The 26,099-nt window shown below is 48.1% G+C and carries 20 protein-coding genes and 3 pseudogenes; 12 read left to right on the top strand and 11 right to left on the bottom strand.

The features are described 5' to 3' along the window. Position 1 precedes the first annotated feature (1 nt). A complete protein-coding gene (locus OH773_RS19755) occupies positions 2-3,232 on the top strand; it encodes a response regulator (protein WP_442865628.1) in 3,231 nt (1,076 codons plus the stop codon). 68 nt (positions 3,233-3,300) lie between these two features. On the opposite strand, the gene OH773_RS19750 is transcribed toward OH773_RS19755, so the two are convergent. Next, positions 3,301-3,933, bottom strand: coding sequence for a YfdX family protein (locus OH773_RS19750; protein WP_442865627.1), 633 nt, complete (start codon positions 3,931-3,933; stop codon positions 3,301-3,303). Between the two features lie 229 nt (positions 3,934-4,162). Between OH773_RS19750 and OH773_RS19745 the strand changes: the two genes are divergently transcribed. From OH773_RS19745 to gadC, 4 genes are all read left to right on the top strand, one after another. Next, positions 4,163-4,765, top strand: coding sequence for an HdeD family acid-resistance protein (locus OH773_RS19745; protein ID WP_270141200.1), 603 nt, complete (start codon positions 4,163-4,165; stop codon positions 4,763-4,765). A 15-nt stretch (positions 4,766-4,780) separates the two neighbouring features. Next, positions 4,781-5,083 carry an acid-activated periplasmic chaperone HdeB gene (gene hdeB / locus OH773_RS19740; protein WP_442865626.1) on the top strand — a complete coding sequence of 101 codons (303 nt, stop codon included), beginning with the start codon at positions 4,781-4,783 and terminating at the stop codon, positions 5,081-5,083. Positions 5,084-5,141: 58 nt separating this feature from the next. Then, complete coding sequence (locus OH773_RS19735; protein WP_270141198.1) at positions 5,142-6,539, top strand: glutamate decarboxylase; 1,398 nt, start codon at positions 5,142-5,144, stop codon at positions 6,537-6,539. Between the two features lie 112 nt (positions 6,540-6,651). Beyond that, positions 6,652-8,172 carry a glutamate:gamma-aminobutyrate antiporter gene (gene gadC, locus OH773_RS19730; protein WP_270141196.1) on the top strand — a complete coding sequence of 507 codons (1,521 nt, stop codon included), beginning with the start codon at positions 6,652-6,654 and terminating at the stop codon, positions 8,170-8,172. Positions 8,173-8,398: 226 nt separating this feature from the next. On the opposite strand, the pseudogene OH773_RS22470 reads toward gadC, so the two are convergent. From OH773_RS22470 to OH773_RS19685, 10 genes and pseudogenes are all read right to left on the bottom strand, one after another. After that, a pseudogene (locus OH773_RS22470) lies at positions 8,399-8,559 on the bottom strand (T6SS immunity protein Tli3 family protein); the annotation flags it as partial. A 9-nt stretch (positions 8,560-8,568) separates the two neighbouring features. Beyond that, the gene (locus OH773_RS19725; RefSeq protein ID WP_270141193.1) at positions 8,569-8,775 is read right to left on the bottom strand and encodes a hypothetical protein; all 207 of its coding nucleotides are present in this window, start codon (positions 8,773-8,775) and stop codon (positions 8,569-8,571) included. A gap of 76 nt (positions 8,776-8,851) precedes the next feature. Beyond that, the gene (locus tag OH773_RS19720) at positions 8,852-9,358 is read right to left on the bottom strand and encodes a hypothetical protein (protein WP_270141191.1); all 507 of its coding nucleotides are present in this window, start codon (positions 9,356-9,358) and stop codon (positions 8,852-8,854) included. A 4-nt stretch (positions 9,359-9,362) separates the two neighbouring features. Further along, a pseudogene (locus tag OH773_RS19715) lies at positions 9,363-10,370 on the bottom strand (glycoside hydrolase family 19 protein); the annotation flags it as partial. Between the two features lie 95 nt (positions 10,371-10,465). Then, positions 10,466-10,969 (bottom strand): hypothetical protein, encoded by a 504-nt coding sequence (locus tag OH773_RS19710; RefSeq protein ID WP_270141186.1) that lies wholly within the window; start codon positions 10,967-10,969, stop codon positions 10,466-10,468. 1 nt (position 10,970) lies between these two features. After that, positions 10,971-13,043, bottom strand: a complete 2,073-nt coding sequence (locus OH773_RS19705; RefSeq protein WP_270141184.1) for a kinase — start codon at positions 13,041-13,043, stop codon at positions 10,971-10,973. Positions 13,044-13,112: 69 nt separating this feature from the next. After that, positions 13,113-15,295: pseudogene (locus OH773_RS19700) on the bottom strand (type VI secretion system Vgr family protein). A 34-nt stretch (positions 15,296-15,329) separates the two neighbouring features. After that, positions 15,330-15,614: a type VI secretion system PAAR protein gene (locus OH773_RS19695; protein WP_270141182.1), complete on the bottom strand. Its 285-nt coding sequence runs from the start codon at positions 15,612-15,614 to the stop codon at positions 15,330-15,332. Positions 15,615-15,700: 86 nt separating this feature from the next. Further along, complete coding sequence (tssI, locus tag OH773_RS19690) at positions 15,701-17,722, bottom strand: type VI secretion system tip protein TssI/VgrG (protein ID WP_270141180.1); 2,022 nt, start codon at positions 17,720-17,722, stop codon at positions 15,701-15,703. Between the two features lie 84 nt (positions 17,723-17,806). Further along, the gene (locus tag OH773_RS19685) at positions 17,807-18,325 is read right to left on the bottom strand and encodes an Hcp family type VI secretion system effector (RefSeq protein ID WP_270141178.1); all 519 of its coding nucleotides are present in this window, start codon (positions 18,323-18,325) and stop codon (positions 17,807-17,809) included. Between the two features lie 660 nt (positions 18,326-18,985). On the opposite strand from OH773_RS19685, the gene tssB reads away from it, so the two are divergent. Genes tssB through tssJ form a run of 7 tightly spaced genes read left to right on the top strand, consistent with a single transcriptional unit; the run spans position 18,986 to position 26,097 of the window. Next, entirely contained in the window at positions 18,986-19,486 is a 501-nt protein-coding gene (tssB, locus tag OH773_RS19680) for a type VI secretion system contractile sheath small subunit (protein WP_270141176.1), read from the top strand. 29 nt (positions 19,487-19,515) lie between these two features. Then, positions 19,516-20,991 (top strand): type VI secretion system contractile sheath large subunit, encoded by a 1,476-nt coding sequence (tssC, locus tag OH773_RS19675; protein WP_270145972.1) that lies wholly within the window; start codon positions 19,516-19,518, stop codon positions 20,989-20,991. 5 nt (positions 20,992-20,996) lie between these two features. After that, entirely contained in the window at positions 20,997-21,422 is a 426-nt protein-coding gene (tssE, locus tag OH773_RS19670) for a type VI secretion system baseplate subunit TssE (RefSeq protein ID WP_270145970.1), read from the top strand. A gap of 5 nt (positions 21,423-21,427) precedes the next feature. After that, the gene (tssF, locus tag OH773_RS19665; protein WP_270141174.1) at positions 21,428-23,248 is read left to right on the top strand and encodes a type VI secretion system baseplate subunit TssF; all 1,821 of its coding nucleotides are present in this window, start codon (positions 21,428-21,430) and stop codon (positions 23,246-23,248) included. After that, a complete protein-coding gene (gene tssG, locus OH773_RS19660) occupies positions 23,215-24,261 on the top strand; it encodes a type VI secretion system baseplate subunit TssG (protein ID WP_270141172.1) in 1,047 nt (348 codons plus the stop codon). The genes tssF and tssG overlap by 34 nt, the downstream gene beginning before the upstream one ends. 16 nt (positions 24,262-24,277) lie before the next feature. Next, the gene (tagH, locus tag OH773_RS19655; protein ID WP_333482184.1) at positions 24,278-25,576 is read left to right on the top strand and encodes a type VI secretion system-associated FHA domain protein TagH; all 1,299 of its coding nucleotides are present in this window, start codon (positions 24,278-24,280) and stop codon (positions 25,574-25,576) included. Next, complete coding sequence (gene tssJ / locus OH773_RS19650; RefSeq protein WP_270141168.1) at positions 25,573-26,097, top strand: type VI secretion system lipoprotein TssJ; 525 nt, start codon at positions 25,573-25,575, stop codon at positions 26,095-26,097. Before tagH ends, tssJ begins: the two co-directional genes overlap by 4 nt. Positions 26,098-26,099 lie beyond the last annotated feature (2 nt).

Genomic DNA, 26,099 nt, shown 5'->3' with positions numbered 1-26,099 from the left:
GATGCTGGCTCGTTTGTTTATTTATTTGATGATTGTTTTTGGCTTGAGCAGTTTTTCCACCTTTGGCGCGACACAAGTTATTGAGCTTAAAAGTAACTACCAACCCGCAGTGCTGGATATTCGTTTAAGCCCGGAAGAACGGTTTTGGCTGAAGCACAAAAAAAACCTCACTGTCGGTACCTGGTTGCCGGAAGTTTCCCCTATCGATTATGAAAGTACCGGGGGAATTTATCAGGGAGTGAATGCCGATTATCTGGCCCTGATGCAAAAAAACCTGAATATTAAAATTACTATTAAACAGTACGATAGCGAGAAAGAAGCTCTTGCTGCGCTTTCGAGACACGAAGTCGATACGCTGCTCACTCAACTGTCTGTCCACAAAGATGTGGGAAGTGCTCTGTTGACGACTTCGGCGTTGATCAAAACCTGGCCGACGCTTGTGACCTCGCTCAAAAATACCTTGCTGCCGCTAAAAACGGATAAAGAAGTTACCCTTGCCTGCGTGCAAGATTGCGCATTTGCCCGTGTTGCCAAAGAAGCTTTCCCTAACGCCAGCATGACCTTTTATGAAAATGACTATCAGGCATTGTCATCGGTGCGGGACGGTAAAAATCAATATTTTATAGGTAATAACGTCACCACTGGGAATTATATTTCTAAATACTTCTCGCAATCGCTGGTTATAACTCATTACTTCAACAAGCAAGAACAATACAATTATTTTATCACCAGTAATAATCAGCCGTTGTTGCGAAACATCCTTGAAACTTTCATTACTTCTATTAGTAATGAAACGCATATGCGGATGATGCAGAACTGGTTGAATCGCGGCAATCTTTCCTATCTGAATTCGCCTATTCCGTTCAGTAAGGAAGAGCAGGAATGGCTTAAAAAACATCGTAATATTAAGGTGTTGATTAACCCTAACTATCCACCGTTTACGCTTATCGACCAGGGTGGCGAGCTACGCGGCATCATGGCTGATTTACTCAATATTATTCAGCTACAAACCGGGCTTGAATTTCAGCCGGTGATGGTGAATTCCGGCAACAAAATGGCGCCAGACCAATGGGATATGATCCCTGCCGCTACGCTGAATAATGCGCCCCTGAAATTAATCTCGTTTAGCGATTCGCTGATGAGCATCTCGTATGTGATTGTCACTCCACACCAGGAAAATGCCGACCTGTTGCTCACAAAACCCCTGCGCATTGCCGTGGCCGCGGGGACTATTTTGACCAACGATTTACATCAACGTTATCCGCAGGCGACCCTGGTTGAAACGGAAAACATTGTTGAGGCAATGAAAATGGTGGAGAAGGGCGAGGTTGATGCGGCGATTACCAGCGAGTTATCCGCCCGCTACATGATTGATCATTATTATCTGCAAAAAATGTACTACATGCGGCTACCCGGAATGCCGAGCGCCTCGCTGAGGTTTGCGATGGCGCGTGATGAACCAGAACTGAACGCCATTATGAGTAAGGCGCTGCAAGCGATTCCTCCGCGTGACATTCTGCAAATGACGGAGAAGTGGTCGAAAATTTCTAGCGTACAGAAAGACACCTGGAGCCTTTATAGCAAGCAGTTTTATCAGTTGGTGTTCTTCGCGTTAGTGCTGATTGCCATTAGCCTGGGGTGGGGATTATCGCTGTCGCGTGAAGTTCGAAAAAGAAAACAGTCACAACGGCAACTCGAAGAAGAATTGCAGCTTAAAGAGGCGCTCTCGCATGAGTTGGAAGCTGAAAAAGATAAAGCGATTCAAGCCACGAAAGCGAAAAGTCGATTCCTTGCGAGTATGAGCCACGAGCTGCGTACTCCGGTGAGTTCGATTGTTGGTTTTTTAGAGCTGCTGTCGAGTTCGGATCTTAACGCCGCTCAGCGCAAAGAGGCGATAGCGCTTGCCGCGGCTACTGCACAATCGCTGCTGGGGTTGATCGGGAAGATCCTGGACGTTGATAAGATTGAGTCTGGTAAATACCAGATTGCCCCACAATGGACGGATTTATCGCAGCTGATCGACGTTCAGTGCCACTCGTTTGACGCTCTGGCCAGACAGAAAGGCGTGGAGCTGCGTTTTACCAGTCATCTTGCGCCGGATGATCGTGTGCTGATTGACCCGCAAGCCTGGCGGCAAATTCTCAACAATCTGGTCGGCAATGCGCTGAAGTTTACCGAGCAAGGGCATATTGAGGTTTCTTGCCGTCTGACACCCGGTGAGGATAAACATGGGACTTTGACCGTGACGGTTAGCGATACCGGCTGCGGGATCAGTGCGGAAGAACAGAAGACATTATTCCACCGTTATGTTCAGGCAGGCCAGGGGCGTAAACACACCGGATCTGGGCTGGGGCTGGTTATCACCAAAGAGTTGGTGACGCTGATGGGCGGCACGCTGGAACTCAGCAGCCAGCAGTCGCAAGGCTCCACTTTCACCATTACGCTTGCGGTTGAAATCGCACAGCAAACCCGTACCCCGACGAAGAATACTCCAGCCGCTTTGTCGCCGCTGCCTCGTTTGTCGATTTTGATTGCTGACGATAACCCGACGAATCGCCTGCTGTTAAAGCGCCAGTTGAATGCCATTGGCTATAACGTGGATGAAGCCTGTGACGGCGAGGAGGCTGAAGCCAAAATCGCCCACAAGCAGTACGATTTGTTGATAACTGACCTGAACATGCCGAAAAAAGATGGCCTGGCGCTGACGGCATCTTTACGTCGCAAGAATGTGCGGCTGCAAATCTGGGGACTTACCGCCAGTGCACTTTCGCAGTCACGCGAGCAATGCCTGCAAAGTGGGATGAATCAGTGCCTGTTTAAACCGATTTCGATTCAAACGTTGACTCATGAGCTGAGTAAACTCGATATGGGGCGTGCGTCATCTGGCAACACACGACATTTGAAACTGAGTATTCTGACTGAGAACACCGGTGGTGACAGGAAGTTGATGAACGAGATTCTGGAAACGTTCCGAGAAGCATCGGCCAATGATTTGCAAGTCGCTGTGCGCTCAATTGAGCAGAATGAACCTAAGATGTTTTTGCACGCGTTACACCGTTTGCATGGCTCGGCACAGATTCTGGAAATCACAGCGCTTCAGGCGTTGTGTGAACCTTTCGAATCACGCCGACACGATGCGATACCGCTTGAGGAGCGTAAGAAAACGCTGGAGAAAATTTCTGCGGTGATGCGGGAAATCGACATTGAGATAGACAGTTTGATGAGTCACTAAAACGGCATCCGACCTACGAGACGATAATGCAAACGCAGCTTTCGTAGGTCGGATTAGCGAAGCACTGCTTAGTTGGTTGCAGCGAACATTTCGCTATCCACTACGATCCCGTCTTCAGCACCTTTCAGTACCAAATTAGCCTCGTAGTATTTGCCGTCTGCCAACAGTTTTTGAGCCTGAGCCACCGCTTTACGGGTTTGGTTCAGTGGCATCAAATATTGATTTTCCATTACGCCAATACCCGCCAGACGTAAGGTATCCATTGCCCCTTTTTTATCGCCTTTTGCCAGTTTTTCATTGGCAGACTTGATGGCGCTCTCTTTGGCCGGTGACGCAATATAGTCTTCAGATAAGGTGACATTGGCGTTAATGATGACGTATTGATCGTCAATCATCTTCGCTTTGGAATCGGTTTTGACAAATTTCTTCCAGTCCACGCTGTCATCTTTAAGCAGCGTCGCCGCGTCATCAGTCAGTTTTTTAGCAGTAGTGGGTTCGCCGTGAAACAGCGCCAGTCGTGCGAATTGGATATCTCGCATGGCATTAGCACCCTGTACGGCAACCTGCATCACATCAGCCGCTTCTTTTTGGATTTGTGCAGTTGCAGCAGCGGTTTGCGCTGGAGTCGCTGTTGTTGTAGCAAATACCGGTGCAGAACTCATCATGGTTGCCAGTACACCAGCCAGAATTAATTTTTTCATTATCTTCTCCTCAATAAAATGGGTGTTAATCACCAACGGAGCCAGAATAGAAAATAACGCTCAGGATGAAAATCAGAGCGCAGAATGAATATTGCAGGAGCCATCTGACGCTTGTCAGATTGTTGAGACAGACGTCAGATTGAGCGTATAACAATGGGGTTTCGCTCTTATTTACCCTCCCGGAGACAGGATTTACTATTTTGCTCATCAACTACAGGGTGGGTATCAAATGTTCATATTTAACCAATTTAGAGTGAAGGCTCTTAGTGAAGCTTCACGTCTTCAATATAAAAGGCATGCCATGATTATGGCAGTGCTTCTATATCTATGCGGTGCTTGCTGTCTTATTTTCCCGTTTATGGCTGGGATGTACCTCTGCTATATCATTGGCATGCTGTTTATGGTCTGCGGTTTTTATACTCTTTATAGCCTGGTGGTTTTTCGTTCTCAGCACTGGCGATCTAAATTTGTCAGCGCGGTGTTTGCCATCGCCTGGTTATTGTTGGGCTACAGCTTCGTCTCTCATCCGCTGGTTGGAATGAATTCGTTATCGATAGTATTTTGCTGCTTGTTCATTGTCGGTGGGGTTTCACGCATCGTGTCAGGGTTCACTATGCGAGGCCACGTAGGCGCTATCCCGAACATTTTTGTCGGTATTTTTGATCTGCTGATTGCGATTATCTGGTTAGGGATGACGCCTGAACAATCGTATCTCTTTACGACCGCATTTATTGGCATTGAGATGATTTTCAGCGCAGTGAGTTTTCTCATTTTGCGCAAGAAATTGACGACTGCTCCGCAGATTAAACAAGCTTTTTCAAATTCACAATAAACACTGGATTAACTTATGAAGAATAAAGTATTTATTTCGTTAATTGTTTCTGCTGGCGCTTTATCTGGCTCAATGAATAGTGCTTTCGCTGCTCAGGAAACGACGCCGCAGAATATGACCTGTCAGGAGTTTATAAACATGAACCCAAAATATATGACGCCAATCGCCTTTTGGGTGGTGAATAAAGATACCGACTTTAAAGGTGGCGATTATGTCCATTGGCAGGAAGTCGAAACCGTATCAGTACCCAGAATCTATAAACAGTGTCAAAAAACACCTAAAGCAAAATTGGGTGAACTGACTCATAGCATTAAGTAAATCTGCACTCACGATTAATTGAACTGTTAAATGAAATGAGACCAATAGAGGATTTATTATGATCATATCAACTCAGTCTGTCGAAAATGAAAATGACGATATTTATGCATCCGTAGAGTTATTGGCACCGCTACCTAAAACCACATTTCCGGTAAAAGAAAGTAATCCACGTAATGTTTTTCATGCCATTCATGATGAACTCATGCTGGACGGTAACTCCCGCCAAAATCTGGCGACCTTTTGCCAGACTTGGGTTGATGATGAGATCCGCCAGTTAATGGATCTCTCCATCGACAAAAACATGATTGATAAAGATGAGTATCCGCAAACCGCTGAAATTGAGCAGCGTTGCGTGAATATGCTCGCCGACCTTTGGCATTCCCCGTCAGCAACCGACACTATGGGTTGCTCAACGATAGGTTCTTCCGAAGCCGCAATGCTTGGCGGCCTGGCGATGAAATGGCGCTGGCGTAAACGCCGTGAACTGGCCGGGAAATCTACTGATAAACCGAATTTGATTTGCGGCCCGGTACAGATTTGTTGGCACAAATTCGCCCGCTACTTTGATGTTGAGTTACGAGAAATTCCACTGGAAGGCGATCGCCTGATGATGACCGCCGAAGAAGTGCTTAAATATGCGGATGAAAACACTATCGGTGTGGTGCCAACGTTGGGTATTACCTTTACCTGCCAGTACGAGCCGGTAAAAGAAATTAATGATGCGCTGGATGATTTGTCCGCGAAGACCGGGATTGATATTCCAATTCACGTCGATGGTGCCAGTGGGGGTTTTCTTGCTCCGTTCTGCGCACCGGAAATCGAATGGGACTTTCGTCTGCCACGAGTGAAATCCATTAATGCTTCCGGCCACAAATTCGGCCTTGCACCACTGGGTGCCGGTTGGGTGGTATGGCGTGAAAAGCAGGATCTGCCAGAGGATTTGGTCTTCAACGTTAACTACCTCGGCGGCAATATGCCGACCTTTGCGCTGAACTTCTCGCGTCCGGGTGGGCAAATTGTCGCTCAGTATTACAACTTCCTGCGTCTGGGCTGTGAAGGCTACCGTAAAATTCATATGGCTTGTTACCACACTGCGCAGTATCTGGCGCGTGAGATTGCCGCTATTGGCCCATTCGACGTTATTTATGATGGCAACCAACAACAGGGCATCCCAGGGCTGACCTGGGCACTCAAAGCTGACCACCAGAATTGTGGTTACACGCTTTACGACCTTGCCGACCGCCTGCGTAGCCGCGGCTGGCAGGTGCCAGCTTATTCCATGCCAACTCACCGCGAAGACTTAGTGGTGCAGCGAATTCTGGTTCGCCATGGTATGAGCACCGATTTGGCCGAATTGCTGATTGCTGATCTGAAACGCACCCTTGCAACGCTTGAGCAAAATCCTGTCACACGTCCGCTGACCATCGAGGAAGCGGGTGGCTTCAACCACGCATAAAACCCTTTCTTATCAGTATCAATCATTCAGAGAGCCTGTCGATTTCGGCTCTCTTCCTTAATTTTGTATGAGCATCTACAGGTTACTTGTACCTGGAGATGTGGAGAGGCTTATGTCCAGTACAACGACGAGCGGCCCGACAAGATCGCTCACTTTGCTCGGCTTTTTCGCCATTACCGCCTCTATGGTGATGGCAGTTTATGAGTATCCAACGTTTGCTACCTCAGGCTTTAGCCTGATTTTCTTTCTGCTGATGGGCGGGATTTTCTGGTTTATCCCCGTGGGACTGTGTGCCGCAGAAATGGCGACCGTAGAAGGCTGGCAAGAAGGAGGCCTGTACGCCTGGGTTTCTAATACGCTCGGGGAGCGCTGGGGATTTGCGGCTATCTCCTTTAGCTATTTGCAAATTGCCATCGGTTTTATCCCGATGCTTTATTTTGTGCTTGGCGCACTCTCTTACATTCTCAGTTGGCCTGCGTTAAACACCGATCCGCTGGTGAGAACGGTGGCTTCCATCGTTATTTTGTGGGGGCTGGCGCTGACCCAATTTAAAGGGACGCGCTATACCGCGATCATTGCCAAACTTGGCTTCTTCTTTGGGATCTTATTCCCGGCAATTGTGTTGGTGGGGTTGGCTGTGGCCTGGCTTTATCACGGGCAGCCGTTGGCCATTGAGATGTCAGCGAACACCTTCTTCCCTGATTTTTCCCAGATTGGCACATTAGTGGTGTTTGTGGCGTTTGTGCTCAGTTACATGGGCGTTGAAGCCTCGGCAACCCACGTTAATGAAATGACAAACCCGGCCCGCGATTATCCTCTGGCGATGTTCCTGCTGGTGATTGCTGCCATTGTGTTGAGCTCCATTGGTGGCCTGTCCGTCGCAGCGGTGATCCCGCATAATGAAATCAACCTTTCTGCGGGTGTTATGCAGGCATTCAGCACCTTGATAAATTATTACGGGCCTGAATATGAGTGGGCGGTTCGCGTGATAGCTGCGTTGTTAATGTTGGGGGTATTGGCAGAGATCGCGTCGTGGATTGTTGGCCCTTCCCGCGGCATGCTAGTGACGGCACAAGACGGTTTATTGCCTTCACGTTTCGCCAAAGTGAATAAAAATGGTGTTCCAGTCGCACTGGTGATTTCCCAGTTAACCATCACAACCATTGCATTGATTGTCCTCACCAATACCGGTGGCGGTAGCAATATGTCATTCCTGATTGCGCTGTCACTCACCGTGGTTATTTATCTGTGCAGTTACCTGATGCTGTTTCTGGGATATATCCAGTTGGTTCGCCATCAGCGCGATAGAGCGCGTGCCTTCCAGATCCCCGGAGGGAAATCGGTGAAACTGGCTATCGCCTGTTCTGGTCTGCTGGTTTCAGTATTGGCGTTTGTGGTTTCGTTTATTCCACCGAGCTCTCTGCCTGGCACCCATGCCCATGATATTTATGCCGGCTTGCTGGTCATCTGCTTCGGTCTGGTATTTATTCTGCCATTTATCGTTTATATGTTCCGCGACCATTCACGAATAAGACACGCGCCGCATATCGTTCCTGTGACCGTTGATAACGCGCCGACTGGCCATTTTGCAATACACCCGAAAGCCCGTCCGTCACATTATCCAAAGCCATAAATTAAATGTTGTGCCATCTACTCAATCGCAAAGTGTGGGTGGCACTCTCGCGAGTTTATTTTTAGGGAAGGGGAGGGACGTTCATCACATCACTACACTTTTCAAATAAGACATCGAACGAATGGGATAGTATTGGCACATCTGCTGTGCAAAATATTAATCGAGTCTCTATATCAGCCCTTATTCTCTGCCACTGCTTCTTTATATAGTGAAATTATTTATTTCCTCATGATGATGGCGGTAATCCTAAATCCGGGTCGCAGCGCATTTTGTCCCAACCGGTGTAGTTTTTAACTTCGGGGACTTTAATGGGGAACCCTGAAAATTGGTTCTGTAGGTGTCTGTTGTCCAGTGATTAGGGCCTGCGAACGAATTCCAGGACGAATACTATTTACCTCATTTACCACCGCCATGACCCGGCCACATATGATAGGCTTCCGTCTGGCCGCGCTTTGTCTTGATGGAATAATCAATGCCACCATGCCATGACTGGCCTGCATTCATGGGGAAATTTCGCTGTGGGTTAACAGGCATCATTCTGTTCACCCAGTCAGTATCTGCTTCAGCATCCGAATGTTCATGTAAATATGGAGGGCTGATCATTATTCTCTGTTTTTCTCAGGAATAATGCTGTACCAAGATTATTCCTGATGGACAATAATTTTATTATCTAATAAATTCATCTAAACTTATTAGAACAACTCTCATCGTTTTCTTTTGCAATATTTAAATGGTATACGGCTCCTGTTTTTGAGATATATACATCATTGTTTTCATTTACACTACTTTCATTTTTATAAAAATAACCACCAACCACTTTATTTTCTTTTGACATAAACATAACCGTGTCTGTATGCTTGCCTTTGTCTATAGTCATAATAAATGAGGTATCAAACTTAATCATGTCATTTCCTTTGAAAAATATCTCACCATCAGAAACAACTCTGGTGTCTGAGATGCTGTTTGGGTCATCATTACTGATTAAGATTATAAAGTTTACTGTATCAGAGTTTCTATCTCTTTGATTATAACGATCAACATCATTTAATATTTCATTTGATATTTTTCCACATAGTAGAACTGAATATCTGCTAAGATCAGGCTGAAAGGAACCACCACTAGAAAAAAATACAGGAACCGATAATAAAAATAGTAGTACCATTCCGTTTTGTTTTAAATTTCCCATGATTCTAAATAATCCTTTGAAAATTAGATGGAGGAGTGATTACATCATTTAATGCATACCAGGCATGTTCAAAAGCAGGTAAGCGGACTAAATCGAAGCCATCGCTTGCCGGATTGACTCTGCGAGTCACTTCGTGAGCATCAGTTAAGCTACATCCTTTGTCAGCCCAATAATTAACACCTAAACTACCGCTCGGCGTCAATCGCCCGTGCACCATGATATATTTTTGCTTACTTGCCCAATAATATCCGCCCGCATCACAGGCATAATATGCATTTTCTACCGGAAGTCGATTGTTTGGTTCATTAGTGAAGAAATCTTCATTTCTAGGATCTCTATACTTTCCATAATTTTTATAATTCTCACGACCAGTTAAATGTATTGTACCTCTACCTTTAAATCGTGCACCATCACCAATAACATTATTACCAAGTTTATTTCCCTGAACCGTTCCTGGTTCATAAATATCAAAATAATGAATATTCCCATTTTCAATAAATGATGCAAACCTACCTGTTTCTCTCGACATCTGTCCAAAGTAATGTGAAATTCTGACAGGGGTTGTGATTAAATATTTCCTTAATGATTTTGATAGTGTATTTTTTAAATCACTCGGACTTACCACTTCATTTTCATCATTCTGACCTTGATTAGTAATTCGATCAATTAGGGTTTCTTTAGTTAATGGTATTCTAATTTCTGAAGTCATTGGGTAAGCATTCTGATAGCGCCTGACCACGCTTAAGAAATCACGTTCCCCTAACCACCCGCACTTCCTGAAATGTGCAATAAACTGCCGCGGGTCAAAATGCCATACCCGTCCGGAAGGTAATGGGTTCTCGGTCAGGCAAAGCGCTTTCCCGTGATCGGTAAGCAGCCCCAGGTCACACTCCGTCATGGGTTTATTCAGCACCTCATTGGGCGACTTCAGCCACTCAAAACGTGTGTCCACCGTGCCCGTATCCCATTCCAGCGGGAAATGACAAACCATCTGACTTAAATCACTGCGTGTTGAGTGGAGAACCGACCACCATGCCATGACTGGCCTGTATTCATGGGGATATTCTCTTCAGTCCAATTGGTGCTATTACGCAGACAAAGAAATATTTACTGGTTATTACGATATTTGTCATATGTCCAGCTTTTATCTTTCTCGCAATGCTCAAAATTATCATCTTCCGAAGGATCAAAACCTTGCGGTATAATAAAAGTATTGCCGGTGATGACATTAATAATAAAGCCAGGGTCACTATCAATATATGCTGTGTTATTTTTTTTTATGAAGTTAACATCAAAAACACCCTTGCTGAACCCTTGCTCTTTAATTTTAATTTGTTTTGCTAAGTCAAATAAAATAATAAGGCTATCCTGTGGGTTGCTTTCGTTTAGTATTTTTGAATGCCCCCACAAAATTAATTTATCCCCAGAGCAGTTCACACTATATCCTGTTAGTTGTATATCTGTTTTGAGATAAAAAACTCCATTTACACTTTCAATTTTAACATTGTTTTCTCCAGATTTTTCAATGATTATATTTGATGCATAAGAATTCATTAAGGAAATGCACAAAAATAAAAGTATCAAGAATAAAGTTGAAATTGTTTTCTTCATGCTAGCAGACCTTATCCATTAGGATTTTAGATATTCTGGTAGTGTGGTTCCATCGTTCGATATCTGCAGTGTATCCACCATTAATAGAGTAGGTTACAGTTTTTGAGTGCTCAAAATCGATATTTCCTTCAAAAATTGATTTGTTAATAGATAAAAATTTATTAACTCGAGATCCCGCTGCCCAGTACCAACTGCCAGCATCTATACAGCTGTAATCATCTACAGATAACTTCTGAGGGTCGGGGATGACTGGAGCCTTACTCAGGTTGGTAGGATTCCACCATTGTGAAACAAAACCTTTATAGGTCATTTTGTATTCATTGATATTTATCCAGCCTCTATAGCCCCAGTATTTACTGTAGTTTTCCCTGCCTGTTAATTGTTTCATTCCGCGACCTCTAAACTTAGGGCCATCACCAGTTTCTATGTTGCCTAAACGATTATTGAGATAGTCAAGATATCCCCCCTGTGGTGGATTATAAAACCCACCAGCCTCACTTCCAAAGCTGGCGTGTGATGGGTTTCTGTTGAAACTTACAGCCCCTTCAACCATTAGCGAAAGCATATTTGATTCAACAGCACCTTGTCCGAAAAAATGAGATTTCCTTGTTGGTGTGATGATGAAATATTTCTCTAATGCATTGTTTATAATGCAACGATATTTTTCCCGAATACCCTCAGGTGTTTTGTTTATTACCTGTAATTTTGTCACAGGGTACATATTATCTGGATATATTAATGTAAATTCATTTTTTGAGATCCAATTACACTTCCTGAAATGTGCAATAAACTGCCGTGGGTCAAAATGCCATACCCGTCCGGAAGGTAATGGGTTCTCGGTCAGGCAAAGCGCTTTCCCGTGATCGGTAAGTAGCCCCAGGTCACACTCCGTCATGGGTTTATTCAGCACGTCATTGGGCGACTTCAGCCACTCAAAGCGCGTGTCCACCGTGCCCGTATCCCATTCCAGCGGGAAATGACAAACCATCTGGCTTAAATCCGTGCGAGTTGAATTGAGGATAGTCGGTGAATTGCACTGGCTGTTGGTATCCGTATCATCATCCACCAGTGTCCATCCCATCCAGTGCGGAAAATCTCCGTCACTGTAAACGCGGATATCAGGGGCCGCCAGATTCACAAAGCCGTTACCTTCGGGCGTGCTTACTGTCCGCCACAGCGGCGCATCCGCAGGGGATAATGTTTCGTATTCTGTATTGATCACCCGCCCGAATCGTAGCATTTCGTATCCGGCACTCGGGCTGTCCGAGTAAAGTTTCAGCGCAGTGGAATAGAGGTTGTATTCATAATCCTCACCATCGGCGTTATTCAGGGATTCTCCCACGACAGAATACTGCCCCGTCTGTCCGAGATTTTGCTGGCGCGTCACCATCGTACAACTGCCTTTGCTGAAGCTCATGGTCACATACAGCGGTACGCTGGTTGTCACTTGTGTACCGCTTACTGTTGGCGAATTCCCATCCGGTGCACTGGCATACACCGATGTCCCTGCTGGCAGGCAGAAATGCATATCACCATAAACGGCGTCGATGCGGCCATCTTTCGTCAGATCCAGTTCCGGAGCCGTTCTGCCAGTGATTTTCCGGATATTTTCATCATCACAGAAAATCTGAAAATGCAGCCCGTTCTGGCCATCCACCACGCCAGCCGTGCCGATGGACTCTTTACGGTAAAGTTTTTTCCCTGCAGAGATGTCACTGCTGATGCTCTTCAGGTGCATATACAGTGAGTAATAAACAATTTTGCCATCATCACCGCTGCCGATTTCCGTTTCGTGTTTCAGCAGAACATAACCGTAGTCTGTCGTCCCGTTATAATTTAATGGCGGCACAAGACTTTTAGCCGGATCGGGCTGGCGCAGTGAAATGACTTCACCATCGGCAATACACCGCAGGATGTCGGATGGAGAACCGACGAGATGAATGCCACCATGCCATGACTGGCCTGCATTCATGGGGAAAGTTCGCTGTGAGTCAACAGGCATCATTCTGTTGACCCAGTCGGAATCTGCTTCCGTGTCCGAATGTTCATGTAATAACGGAGGGCTGATGATCATTTTAAATTCCTTTTTCAAAAGCGTAGCTAAGGTAATAACTGCGAGTTATCTGTCTGAATACTCACTCTGTTACGAAAACATGAATCTCACGGTTGGATCATCGTTCCCCTTATCATCACCTTCATCGTTACCAACGTTGTCAGCATTCTCATCACTCCCAGCATTTTCATCGCCATCATCCGGCAGCGCTTTCAGCACTGCCGGATTCAATGTCTGCACCGGCGTCCCTGGGCTGCCGCCACTGTTGAGGTTGATCTTCGACCCTATGATGTCCACGCCACTGGCATGGATCACAACGGACGAACCGCCCACCTTCAGGGTGATTTTTTCGCCGCTCTGCAGCACGACAGATCCCTGTACTTTTACCCCCATTGCGCCGGCAATTTTCTGTGCCAGATCGCCTTTCACTTCGAGGCTGCATTTCCCTTCCACCAGACTGACGTGATTACCGGTGGTTTTGTGATGTTGATTCCCCTTCACCGTCACTTTCCTGTCATTCGCCACAAACAGACCGTCGTCGTGGCTGATGTTGGCGGTGCGGTCATTTGTCACTTTCAGCGTCTGGTCGTTGCGTACCGTGATGCTGCGGTCATGGGCCACCGTGATGGTCTGGTCATGGCCGCCCGCATTTTCTTTACCGATCCACACCTTCTGACCCAGCCCCACGGTGATCTTCTGGTGGTTACCGATGGTTTCGGTGTGATCGACTTTCACATCGGTAGTGCGATTGTTCAGCACTTCCGTATCCATATTCTTTTGCGCATGGACATAGACCTGCTCTTTGCCGGTCGCATCATCGAATTTCAGTTCGTTAAACCCGCTGCCTTTGTAGGTTTTCGAACGAATGGTCATCTGGGTTTTGGTGCCCGGCAGGTCGCCTGGCGAACGGTTGTCTTCGTGATAGGCCCGTCCCATGACGATGGGCTGGTCCGGGTCACCATGGAGAAAATCAACAATCACTTCCTGGCCGACGCGCGGGATGGCGAGATTGCCGAATCCGGTACCTGCCCATGCCTGCGAGACACGAATCCAGCAGGAGCTGTCTTCGGTGGTGCCGTGATAGCGGTCCCAGATGAATTTGACGCGAATACGTCCGTACTCATCGCAGAAGATTTCTTCGCCTGGGGGACCGGTGACGACAGCGCTTTGCGGGCCATCCACTTTCGGCTTCGGCAGGGGCGTGGAGCGCCAGGTCCGGTCAGCGGGTATCACCTCAAACTGGTTGCTGAGCGTGGTACCTTTTCGCTGGCTGCCGTGCAGCGCCTGTGGTTGTTCTCCACTGAGCAGACTGCGCACCACCTGCCACTGGCGGTTCAGGTTTTCCTGTGGATGTCTGGTCAGCGCAAAGCACACGCCTGGCCACAATTTTGGCGTATTGGCCGAGCCGCTGGCTTTTTCTGCATCATTGCGCAGGCCTTCCATGCGGTAGCGGGTAAAATCTTTGCCGTGCTGTTCGTCTTTATAACGCCCCGGATAATTAAAGATTTTATATTGCGAGCGCTGACCGTTGAGATTTTCAGCATCGTGGTCATAGAGACCCGTCCAGTCGGGTATTTTAAAGGTGTAGTCCTGGCTTATTACGGATGAGTGGCTGATGCAGGCTTCATAGCGAAACACGCTGATACACTCATCGGTGACTTCTCGAGTGTTCGGGTTAAACGGGAAGGAAGATTCAGCCCGGGCCAGGCCCGCCTTATCATCACACAACGTTAATGTCTGGCTCGCACCGTCCGGGGAGTGCTTGTCGAAGAAGAAAATCCCCTCTTCAGCCCACAGACGTGACAAAAATGCCAGGTCGCTTTCGCCATACTGGACGCAGAACTCGCGATCGGCATGGTCTTCATAAAAATACGGTTGCCAGTCTGTGATGCCGTTTTCCTGTAGCAGGAGCGCTGAAATAGTCTGAATATCCTGCTGCTGGAAATTACGGAAGTTCTGGCGCAGACCTGCACGCCACAGGGGAGGATGGATAGTGAAACGGTATAACTCTGCCAGCCGGTGTTTTCTTTCATTCCGAAGGTGGTGATTACACCCGTGACATAACGTTGAGGCGTTTCGCCCTGCCAGATGGTCAGCGTGGCGTTCTTCTCCAGCACTCTCTCCGCAGTCAGCCGGAAAACGTCGCTGGCAACATCAACCTCCAGGACAAACGGTAGAGAATAATGCTGGGCCAGGCTAAAGTTCACGACCGCGAAGCTTTCGGGCCCCAGACCGTCAACCTCGAGGGTAAAACGTAATCCTTTTAAGGACATAAAACCTCCCTGGTGTATATACAAGAAAAAGCTATTACCCGATGTTAACGGTCCCGCTACCGATAACGACACCACCGCAGTCGATAGCATCACCGGTTCTGGCCGCAGGCAGGCCATCGATAAAGACGGTAGGTGAGCCACTTGCTATTTTGCGGGGATGGGGTGGATGCTCGGGTTTGGCATGCGGTGTTAGCGGGTCGCCCATGCGGGCGGCAGGGAGGCCGCAGATCAAGACCGTGGGCGAACCTGCGGTAATGGTGGTTTCGCAATAGCCCTCATGCTGGGTTCCCTTGTCGCTGAGTCTGGCTGCTATAGGCATATTGAGTTCCTTTTTTCTGAAATTAAGATGTTCTGTTCAAGCCAATCTGGAGAGTGAGTTGCCCTGTTTGCACGGATGCTTTTGGGCTACACCACGCTGTTCAGGTTTATCATCGGCCCCATGATGTCCACCCCGCTGGCATGAATAACCACGAACGATCCTCCCACCCGCAGGCTGATTTCACTGTCACTTTGCAACACCAGTTCGCCCTGAACGTCGATATTGAGTGCAGCAGCCACTTTTTGAGCCAGATCACCTTTCACTTCGAGGCTGTGTTTCCCTTCCACCTGACTGCTATGGTTACCAGTGGTCTTGTGCTCCTGCTTGCCATCCACTGTTACTTTGCGGTCATTCTCGACAGACAGAGCATCGTCGTGACTGATGCTGACTATGCGGTCGTTGGTTACTTTCAGCGTCTCGTTGTTGCCGATGTTCACCTCTCTGTCGTGGGATACGGTAATTTTCTGGTCATGACCGCCCGCATTTTCTTTACCGATCCTCACCGTCTGGCCCAACCCCACGGTGATTATCTGGTTGTTGCCGATGGTTTCGGTGTGATCGACTTTCACATCGGTAGTGCGATTGTTCAGAACTTCGGTATCCATGTTTTTCTGCGCATGGATATAGACCTGTTCTTTGCCGGTCGCGTCATCGAATTTCAGTTCGTTAAACCCACTGCCTTTGTAGGTTTTCGAACGAATGGTCATCTGGGTTTTGGTGCCTGGCAAATCTCCCGGTGAGCGGTTGTCTTCGTGATACGCCCGCCCCATCACAATCGGCTGGTCGGGGTCCCCATGGAGAAAATCAACAATCACTTCCTGGCCGACGCGTGGGATCGCGAGGTTGCCGAATCCGGTGCCCGCCCAAGCCTGGGAGACACGTATCCAGCAGGAGCTGTCTTCGGTGGTGCCGTGATAGCGGTCCCAGATGAATTTGACGCGAATACGCCCGTGCTCATCGCAGAAGATTTCTTCGCCTGGGGGGCCGGTAACCACCGCGCTTTGCGGGCCATCCACTTTCGGCTTCGGCAGGGGCATAGAGCGCCAGGTGCGGTCGGCGGGTATCACTTCAAACTGGTTGCTGAGGGTGGTGCCGCTTCCCTGACTGCCATGCAGCGCCTGTGGCTGGCTACCCAACAACGTGCTGCTGACCACCTGCCAGTCGCGATTGAGGTTTTCCTGCGGATGTTTTGTCAGCGTAAAGCATACGCCGGGCCACAGTTTCGGCGTATTGGTCGAGCCGCTGGCTTTTTCTGCATCATTGCGCAGGCCGTCCATCCGGTAGCGGGTAAAATCTTTGCCGTGCTGCTCGTCTTTATAACGCCCCGGATAATTAAAGATTTTATATTGCGAGAACTGGCCGTTCAGGTTTTGGCCATCATGGCTATAGAGACCCGGCCAGTCGGGTATTTTAAAGGTGTAGTCCTGGCTTATTACGGATGAGGGGCTGACGCTGGCTTCATAGCGAAACACGCTGATACACTCATCCGTGACTTCGCGGGTGTTCGGGTTAAATGGTAGAGGGTTTTCAGCCCGGGCCAGGCCAGCCTTATCATCGCACAGCGTCAATGTCTGGCTCGCACCGTCCGGGGAATGTTTATCAAAGAAGAAAATGCCTTCCTCAGCCCACAGGCGTGACAAAAAATCCAGGTCCGATTCACCATACTGTACGCAGAACTCCCGGGCCGGATGGTCTTCATAAAACCAGGGCTGCCAGTCAGTGATGCCATTTTCCTGCAGCAAGAGAGCTGAAATAGTCTGAATATCCTGCTGCTGGAAAATACGGAAGTTCTGGCGCAAGCCGCATCGCCACAGAGGTGGGCGAATCTGAAAACGATACAACATCTGCCAGCCGGTGTTTTCTTTCATTCCGAAGGTGGTGATTACACCCGTGATATAACGTTGAGGCGTATCGCCCTGCCAGATGGTCAGAGTGGCGTTCTTCTCCAGCACTCTCTCCGCAGTCAGCCGGAAAACGTCGCTGGCAACATCAATATCCAGGACAAACGGCAGAGAATAATGCTGGGCCAGACTAAAGTTCACGACCGCGAAGCTCTCGGGTCCCAGACCGTCGACCTCGAGGGTAAAGCGCAATCCTTTTAATGACATATGACCTCCGTGCACTCTCTGCGGCTGAGTGCGTAATACAAAACAGCCCCCTGTCCGCAGGGACAGAGGGCTGTTAATTGATGCTTATGCTTCCAGAGGTGCACGCCAGTCATCGGCACCGGAAGTACCAGACTTGACGTGTTCCCACTCGATTTTACGGTAAGCCAGCTTCACGGCGAGAAGCTGTGTAAATTCACGCTGTGAAGGATCCTGGCAGTGCGGCATATGAAGGTTGATATCGACAATAGTCGAGTCAGTCAGACGGGTGGTGAAATAGTGCTCTTGCTTACCTTCGATCGAAGTACGCCACCATTTAAGCTCAGTGGTTGGTAGCATTTCACCTGAAGCTAAGGCGTTGTATAGCAGCGGAACTGCTTTATTCAGCGCAACAGTAAAGATAAACGGCTTATGCGCGCGCTGGCCTGAAGGCTGACCGGATTGCGGATCGGTCGGCACGGTAACGTTGTGCAGGAATTCCTGCACCAGCATTTCATCTTCATGGCCCTGTACATAAATGTTACCGACAGAATCAGCGGTGAATGCACCCGCAGTGATGTTTCCCTGGGTTTGTCCTGTCATCGAGATATAACATGGTGTTGGCATAATCATTAACTCCTTGTGGATGGTCTTAGTTGCTCTTATGGCTGCCTGCCGTTAATCCTCGGCAGGCGAAAGCGGTACGGCTATACATCGAGAACCGCTTTGTTCCTGTATCCGGTTTACGAATAAATTTCACCAGACCAGATAACTGTGTAAATACTTACCAATGCTATTTAAATATGTTCCCATAAATATTTTAGTATTGTTGGTGCTATTTTAAATATATCCGACTTAGGACAATATTGGATCATATATAACATTGCATTTTATGATTTTAATCTCATTATCGATGGTTTTTTAAGTGTTCATCAATGTCACTCACGTTAATAATAATTAATGTAAATGAATTCACTATTTACCTGAGCTATGAATGATTATCTTGATATTTGAAATTAAAATAAATGAAGTTGATGAGTGTTTTATAATGTTGTTTTTATTGGTTATTTTATAAATTAATTAATTTTTCATATGTTTTCTTAATTTGAATTTGTATTTTATATATTCATATAAAACTCTTTTAAAATTATTTTTAGTGCGTAATATGCGACACGATTAAGTAGTTGTTTAATTATTTACTGCCACCGAGTAGGCGTTCCCGGTATTTAATCGCTGTCCGGGTTATGTTGTATTCATGGCCTGAACGATAACCTGACGGACTTTTTTATGAGCAGCAATAAAAACGATGGCAGTATCGCGCCTAAAGAGCGCATCAATATACGTTACACCCCAAAAACTGATGGACAAATGACAGAGGTTGAGCTGCCGCTTAACCTTCTGGTTACTGGGGATCTGAAAGGTGGAACAGAGGACACGCCGCTGGATGAACGCCACCCAGTTGCCATCAACCGAAACAATTTTAACTCGGTGCTGGAACGTGCAGGGATCGAACGGGAGTTCGCTGTTTCGTCAGCACTTAGTGAAGACCCCAATGCCTTGATGAATATCAGCCTGAAAGTGAAGTCGATGGCCGATCTTACGCCCGACAATATTGCAGCCCAGGTGCCAGAAATAAAAAAAATGCTGGAACTACGTGAAGCACTGGTGGCTCTACGCGGCCCTATGGGCAACGTGCCAGCGTTTCGCGCCCGGCTTCAGGCGTTGCTGAATAACGAAGAAACCCGCGAGCAGTTGATTGCGGAGTTAGGCCTTGCTGGCCAGAAATAACTTTGTACAAGGATTTCAGTATGTCAGACATCTTATTACAGGAAGACTCCGTTACCACGAATCCAGCCGCTGCATCATCTTTGCTGGACGAAATTATGGCGCAGACTCGCTTCCAACCTGAGTCAGAAAGTTACGATGTTGCCCGCCAGGGTGTGACGGCATTTATTACCGCCCTGTTGCAGAGTGACGATAGCGCAGAATCTATTGATATCCTGGCTGTCAACGCCATGATCGCCGACATTGATGAGCGCACGGGCCGTCAGATGGATCTCATTCTTCATGAGCCGAAGTTTCAGGAGCTGGAATCTTTCCTGCGTTCACTGAAGTTACTGGTTGACCATGCCGATCCACGCGAAAACATCAAAATTCATGTGATGCATGCCACCAAAGAAGAATTACTGGACGATTTCGAATTTGCCCCAGAAATCACTCAATCTGGCTTCTATAAGCATGTTTACTCCAGCGGTTTCGGTCAGTTTGGCGGCGAGCCTGTTGCAGCGATCATTGGCAACTATGCTTTTGAAAACACCTCTGCTGATATGAAGCTGTTGAAATATATCAGTGCGGTCAGTTCGATGGCACACGCGCCATTCCTTTCTTCAGTTTCACCTGAATTTTTCGGATTGAACTCCTTCACCGAACTGCCGGGGATTAGGGATGTAGCGGCTATTTTTGAAGGCCCGTCTTACACCAAATGGCGCAACCTGCGCGATTCAGATGATGCTCGCAATCTTGGCCTGACGGCACCACGTTTTCTGCTGCGCCATCCGTACGCGGCGTACGAAAATCCAGTAAAAAGTTTTAATTACCAAGAGAATGTCAGCCGTAGTCATGAAGATTACCTGTGGGGTAACACCGCATTCCTGCTGGCAGCCAATATGGCGGAAAGCTTTGCTTCTACTCGTTGGTGCCCAAATATCATTGGCCCGCAAAGTGGCGGGGCAGTAAAAGATTTGCCAGTCCATATGTATGAAGCGATGGGGCAGATTCAGGCAAAAATCCCGACAGAAGTACTCATCACCGATCGTCGCGAATATGAGTTGGCAGAGGAAGGGTTTATTACCCTGACTATGCGTAAAGGTAGCGACAATGCTGCTTTCTTCTCTGCAAATTCCGTGCAGAGGCCAAAAACATTCAGTAAAACCCCAGAAGGAAAGGCTGCAGAAACCAATTACAAACTGGGTACTCAGCTTCCTTACTTATTTGTTATCAACCGATTAGCTCATTACATCAAAGTGTTGCAACGTGAGCAATTGGGTTCATGGAAAGTGCGTGGCGATCTGGAACGCGAGCTGAATACGTGGATCCGCCAGTATGTTGCCGACCAGGATAATCCACCTTCTGAGGTGCGTAGCCGTAAACCGTTACGCCAGGCGAAAGTGGAAGTGATGGACGTGGAAGGAGAGCCGGGCTGGTACCGAGTCGCGCTTAGCGTTCGCCCTCACTTCAAGTTTATGGGTGCAAGTTTCGAATTGTCACTGGTAGGGCGTCTGGATAGGGAATAACCATGATGATGGAACGAGAGTCAGGATGTACAGGCAGTCTGTTTGAACGTATTCGGGAGGCGGCTGAGTCGCCTTTACGCAGAAAACCGAAAGAAGCGCTACTGCGCTCTGTTCTGAACAACCTGCAAAATGTGCTTAACACTCGTTCCGGCAGTTGTCATGGGTCACCGGAGCTGGGGATCACCGACTTAAATGATAGTGTCCTGGTGTCCGGTGATTTCAGAGAGGGAATCAAAAATACCATCAGCAACTGCGTTTTGCGTTTTGAACCACGAATTTCAGATGTGAGTGTGACGGCAGTGGCAGAGGATGGTTATGCCCCGCTGGAACTGCGTTTTCATATTGTTGCGACAATGGATTTCAGTGATAGCAGGGATGTTCTGGAGTTTGACATCCTACTGGATAACCATCAGCACTGGCGTGTGGAGTAAACCTGATGGCCTTCGAAGAACGCTACTATCGTGAAGAGCTGGATTACCTGCGTCAGCTAGGAAAGCTGTTGGCGCAGGAAAAACCTTATCTGGCCCGCTTTCTGGCTGATAAAGAAGGTGACCCAGATGTAGAGCGCCTGATGGAAGGTTTCGCTTTTCTTTCTGGTGGCCTGCGACAAAAGCTGGAGGATGAATTCCCTGAATTCACACACGGCTTAATTAATATGCTGTGGCCTAATTATTTGCGCCCTGTACCGGCCATGACGGTCATTGAATATCAGCCTAAAAATGAACTGAAAACGTCAGTTCAGGTTTGCCGTGATGAACTGGTAAGAACCCAGACCAAAAGAGGGTCACTGTCCGCCACTCAGGGTACGCTGGCCGACGATATAGAAGATTCGCCACCTGCTTGCCATTTTACTTTGGCGCGTGATATCTGGTTACAACCCTTGCATGCCGGGGATGTGCGTAACAGCAGCACCATGAAAGATGGGTGTATTGAAATAGATCTGTTTACTGACGGTAACGTAGCTCCTGGTGCACTGGACCTGAATAAACTCACTTTCTGGTTGGGCAACGAAGACGATTATACCCGCCATCAGCTTTATTTATGGTTCAGTGAGAGGTTAATGGATGCTGAATTGGTCGCCGGAGATCGTCATGTGCCACAACCGGAACTGTGGCTGGAGGCGGCCGGATTTGAGCGGGAAGATGCCCTGCTACCCTGGCCGAAAAATGTCCATAACGGCTACCGCGTTCTTCAGGAATATTTCTGTTATCCGGAGAGTTTTTTCTTCTTTCATCTACGGTGTGCTACACCACTGCCGGAAGATTTTCCGGTCACTAATTTTACGTTGCGCCTGCGCTTTAATCATCCGCTACCTGTTGATGTCAAACTGCGTAAAAATTCTTTACGCCTCTACTGTACGCCAGCAGTAAACCTGTTTGCCCATCATGCTGAACCCGTCAGTCCTGATAACAGTGCATCGCAGTATCCACTGCGAGCCAGCCAAAAGCACCCGGAATCCTATGATATTTTTTGGGTAAAATCGGTTTCCAGCAATATAACAGACAGCGTTAAGGATAAACGTGTTCGTCTCTGGCCTGAGTTTGAAGGCTTTCAACATCAGATCGAATACAGCCTCAAGCGCGAGGTTATTTACTGGCATCACCGCACAAAAAACTCACTTTTCCATAGTGGTCAGGATCATTCCATTGCTTTTGTCCATGCTGACGGTAGCCAACCGGATAGTTCCCTGTTGGGTGGTGAAGTCATCACTGCTTCACTGGTTTGCACCAACCGAATGCTGCCAGTTCAACTGCATACTGGCGACATCTGCGTTGCCGTTAATAAAAATCCAGCGGTAGCGTCCTTTAGCAATGTCACTCGACCGACCAGGCCGCTGTATCCGATAACAGACGGCGATATGCACTGGTCGCTGATTTCCTGCATGAACCTGAACTATCTCTCCCTGTTGGATCGAGAGGCGCTGGTTCAGGTGCTGCGCACATTCGATTTGCCCGGCATTCATCATCCGCAGCAGGCACGACTCTCCGGCCAAAAGTTAGATGCCATTGCAAAGATAGAATCTCGCCCTATCGATCGGTTGTTTAAGGGGGTACCTGTGCGGGGGTTATCAACCACGTTGTGGATAGACCCTGAGCCTTTTATTTGCGAGGGAGAGATCTATTTGCTGGGAACCGTGCTGTCTGAATTCTTCTCGTTGTATGCCAGCATCAATTCGTTTCACTGTCTGAAAATCATTAACACGGAAAGTCAGGAGTACTGGGAATGGCAACACACCGGCCAGCACGCACTGATGTAGGGAAACCTGCGTCGTTTCCGTCAGATATACGTGGGGCAAATTTTTATGTGCTGATGGATGCACTGTACCGCAAGTACGGTGAGCCGAATCAGGAACCCTCCCTGCGTACTGAACCTGAGCGGGAAGTTGCGCTGTTCAAATCCAGCGCCAGTATTGCTTTTCCGGGCAGCGATCTGGATGTGCTTGAACGTAACGACGTCGGGCAGTTCACCATGACGACTAAGTTTCTCGGCTTTTCCGGCAGCCAATCGCCGTTGCCTGGTTACTACCTGGATCGGATGGCGCGGGAGTCTGCCCAGAATGAAGAGGGAATGGCGGCGTTTCTCGACTTGTTCAGCCACCGCTGGACACAGTTTGTGTACCACGCCTGGCGCAAGTACCGCTATTACATCTGTTTTCGCAATGGTGGTACGGATGTTTTTTCACAACGGATGTACGCGCTCGTCGGGCTGGGCAATAAAAGTGTGCGTGACAAGCTCACCATAAACCACAGCAAAATGCTGGCTTACGCGGGCGTGCTGGCAACGCCGGGGCGCTCACCAGATGTAGTGTGCAACCTGGTATCTCACTGTTTTGATCTGCAGGAAGTCACTATTGAGAACTGGCAGTTGCGCAAAGTGCCGATTGAGTCTTCGCAGCAGAACCGCCTGGGCGTGCGTAATTCGAAAAAGAAAACAGCCGGTCATATTCCTGGGCGTTCTGTGATTGGCGTTAATTTTACGCTTGGTGCCCGCGTGCCAGATCGCAGTGGGAAATTTCTGTTGCAGATTGGCAACCTGTCAATGGAGCGCTATCTCTCGTTTTTGCCGGACGGTGAAAACCACCAGGCATTGATGATGTTTATTTCCTTCCTGTTGCGTGACCAATTCGCCTGGGATTTACGGTTGTGCCTGGCTCCGGATCAGGCAAAAGGAATGCGTTTGGGCGATCGGTCTAGATCTTGTGTGGGACGTACTGCATTTATTGGTCAACCGAAAGCACCGCCTTCAGTCACCCTCCACATCAGGGAATAATTCTATGGAACAGCATATGGCTGAGGAAAAACCACAGTCTTCTGCACTGTCATTGACTTTGCAGATAATGAACGGCAATGAACTGGAAAGCGGGCGTGCCGCAAAATGTGTCTTTACTGCCGAAGGCGGAGATATCGGTCATTCCTCTACGTGCCATTGGCCAATGCAAGATCGGGCCGGATCGATCCCTGGCCGTGCCTGCCAGGTTGTCCTGCATGACGGTGCATTTTGCTTACGCAGTTTGATGCCTGGACTGATGATCAATCTGGCTCCTGTCTCTGTGGATACAGGGTTAGTACGGCTGCGTCAGGGGGATGAAATAGTTCTCGGTGCACTTGCACTGAAGGTGTTTATTCACGAAGGAAAGCTGATTAGCTATAGCGAGCAGATGGCAGCACCGGAAACTATCGTGAGTAACCGCGATCGACTGGCAGATGCATTGTTAACCACCGATGGTCAGCCTGCTTACCCTGGAATGCCTCATCGCCACCAGTTGGTTGACACTGTAGTAAACGGTTTTTCGGCTGACCCATTACAGGCATTGCAGGCCGAAAGCCTGACCACAGCCGGTGATTTATTTTCTAGTGCAACGCATGTTCGCTCTTCCGCACCGCAGTCCGATCTTGCCAGGAATGGTGGGATCAATAACCAGTTTATGGATCTGCCACCGATATATGCCGACCCGCATCACAGTCATGACGAAGCAATTTCCCCGGCTGAAATAGCGCAACTCCATCTTGCCGTTACTCCACTGTTGCGCGGATTGGGTTGTTCGCTTGCCGTGCGTAATTCACAAGATGCTGATGATTTCCTGGAGGAGGCTGGCCGCGCACTGAGAGCGGCAATTCAGGGATTACTCGATTTACAACACCGCCAGAATAGCTTGTCGGACAAACATTTAAGACCCTTAGAGGATAACCCGCTACGTCTGAACATGGATTACGCCACCGCGTTGGACGTGATGTTTGCCGAAGGTAAAAGCCCAGTGCATCTGGCGGCTCCCGCTGCTATTGGAGAGAGCCTGCGCAATATTTGCCATCACGACGATGCCAACCGGGTGGCGATTAGCGAGGCATTGCGCGTGATGCTCGACGCTTTTTCGCCGCAAAATTTGATGCGTCGTTTTGTGCAGTATCGCCGTAGTCACGAACTACGCCAGCCGTTGAATGACGCTGAGGCCTGGCGGATGTATAGCCATTATTACGACGAGTTGGCATCAGACCGCCAGCAGGGGTTCTCCATGCTGTTCAACGAGGTTTACGCCCAAGTTTATGACCGGGTATTACGTGAGAATCAGCGGGAGCCGGAAGCATGAATACAAAGGCGCTTCTGGCCTTCGTACTGATTAGTGTTGCATTAACCGGTTGCGAAACGGCGAAGAAACTTGGCCAGGTGATCAGCAACCCGAATATACAGGTTGGAAAGACGGTGGATCAGCCCTCAGAAGTTACCGTCACACTACTCACTGAACCAGACACCAATGTCAACGCTGATGGTGAAGCTGCTCCAGTGGATGTGCAACTGGTTTATCTGAGTGACGATTCAAAATTACAGGCCGCTGATTATGACCAGGTTGCCAGTACGCCGCTGCCAGATGTTCTGGGGAAAAACTATATCGATCACCAGGATCTCAGTCTGCTGCCGGACATCATGAAAACCCTGCCACCAGTGAAAATGGATACGAAAACGCAGTTTATTGGCGTTATTGCTTATTTTTCCGACGACCAGACCACTGAATGGAAGCAAATCGAGCCAGTAGAAGGAATCGGTCACAGTTACCGCCTGCTAGTGCATGTACGTCAGAACAGCATCGAAATGAAAAAAGAGGACAACTAACG

Origin of the sequence: Buttiauxella sp. WJP83 (assembly GCF_027594725.1) — a bacterium.
GTDB classification, from domain to species: domain Bacteria; phylum Pseudomonadota; class Gammaproteobacteria; order Enterobacterales; family Enterobacteriaceae; genus Buttiauxella; species Buttiauxella selenatireducens.
This window is presented reverse-complemented; position numbering and strand designations above follow the sequence as displayed.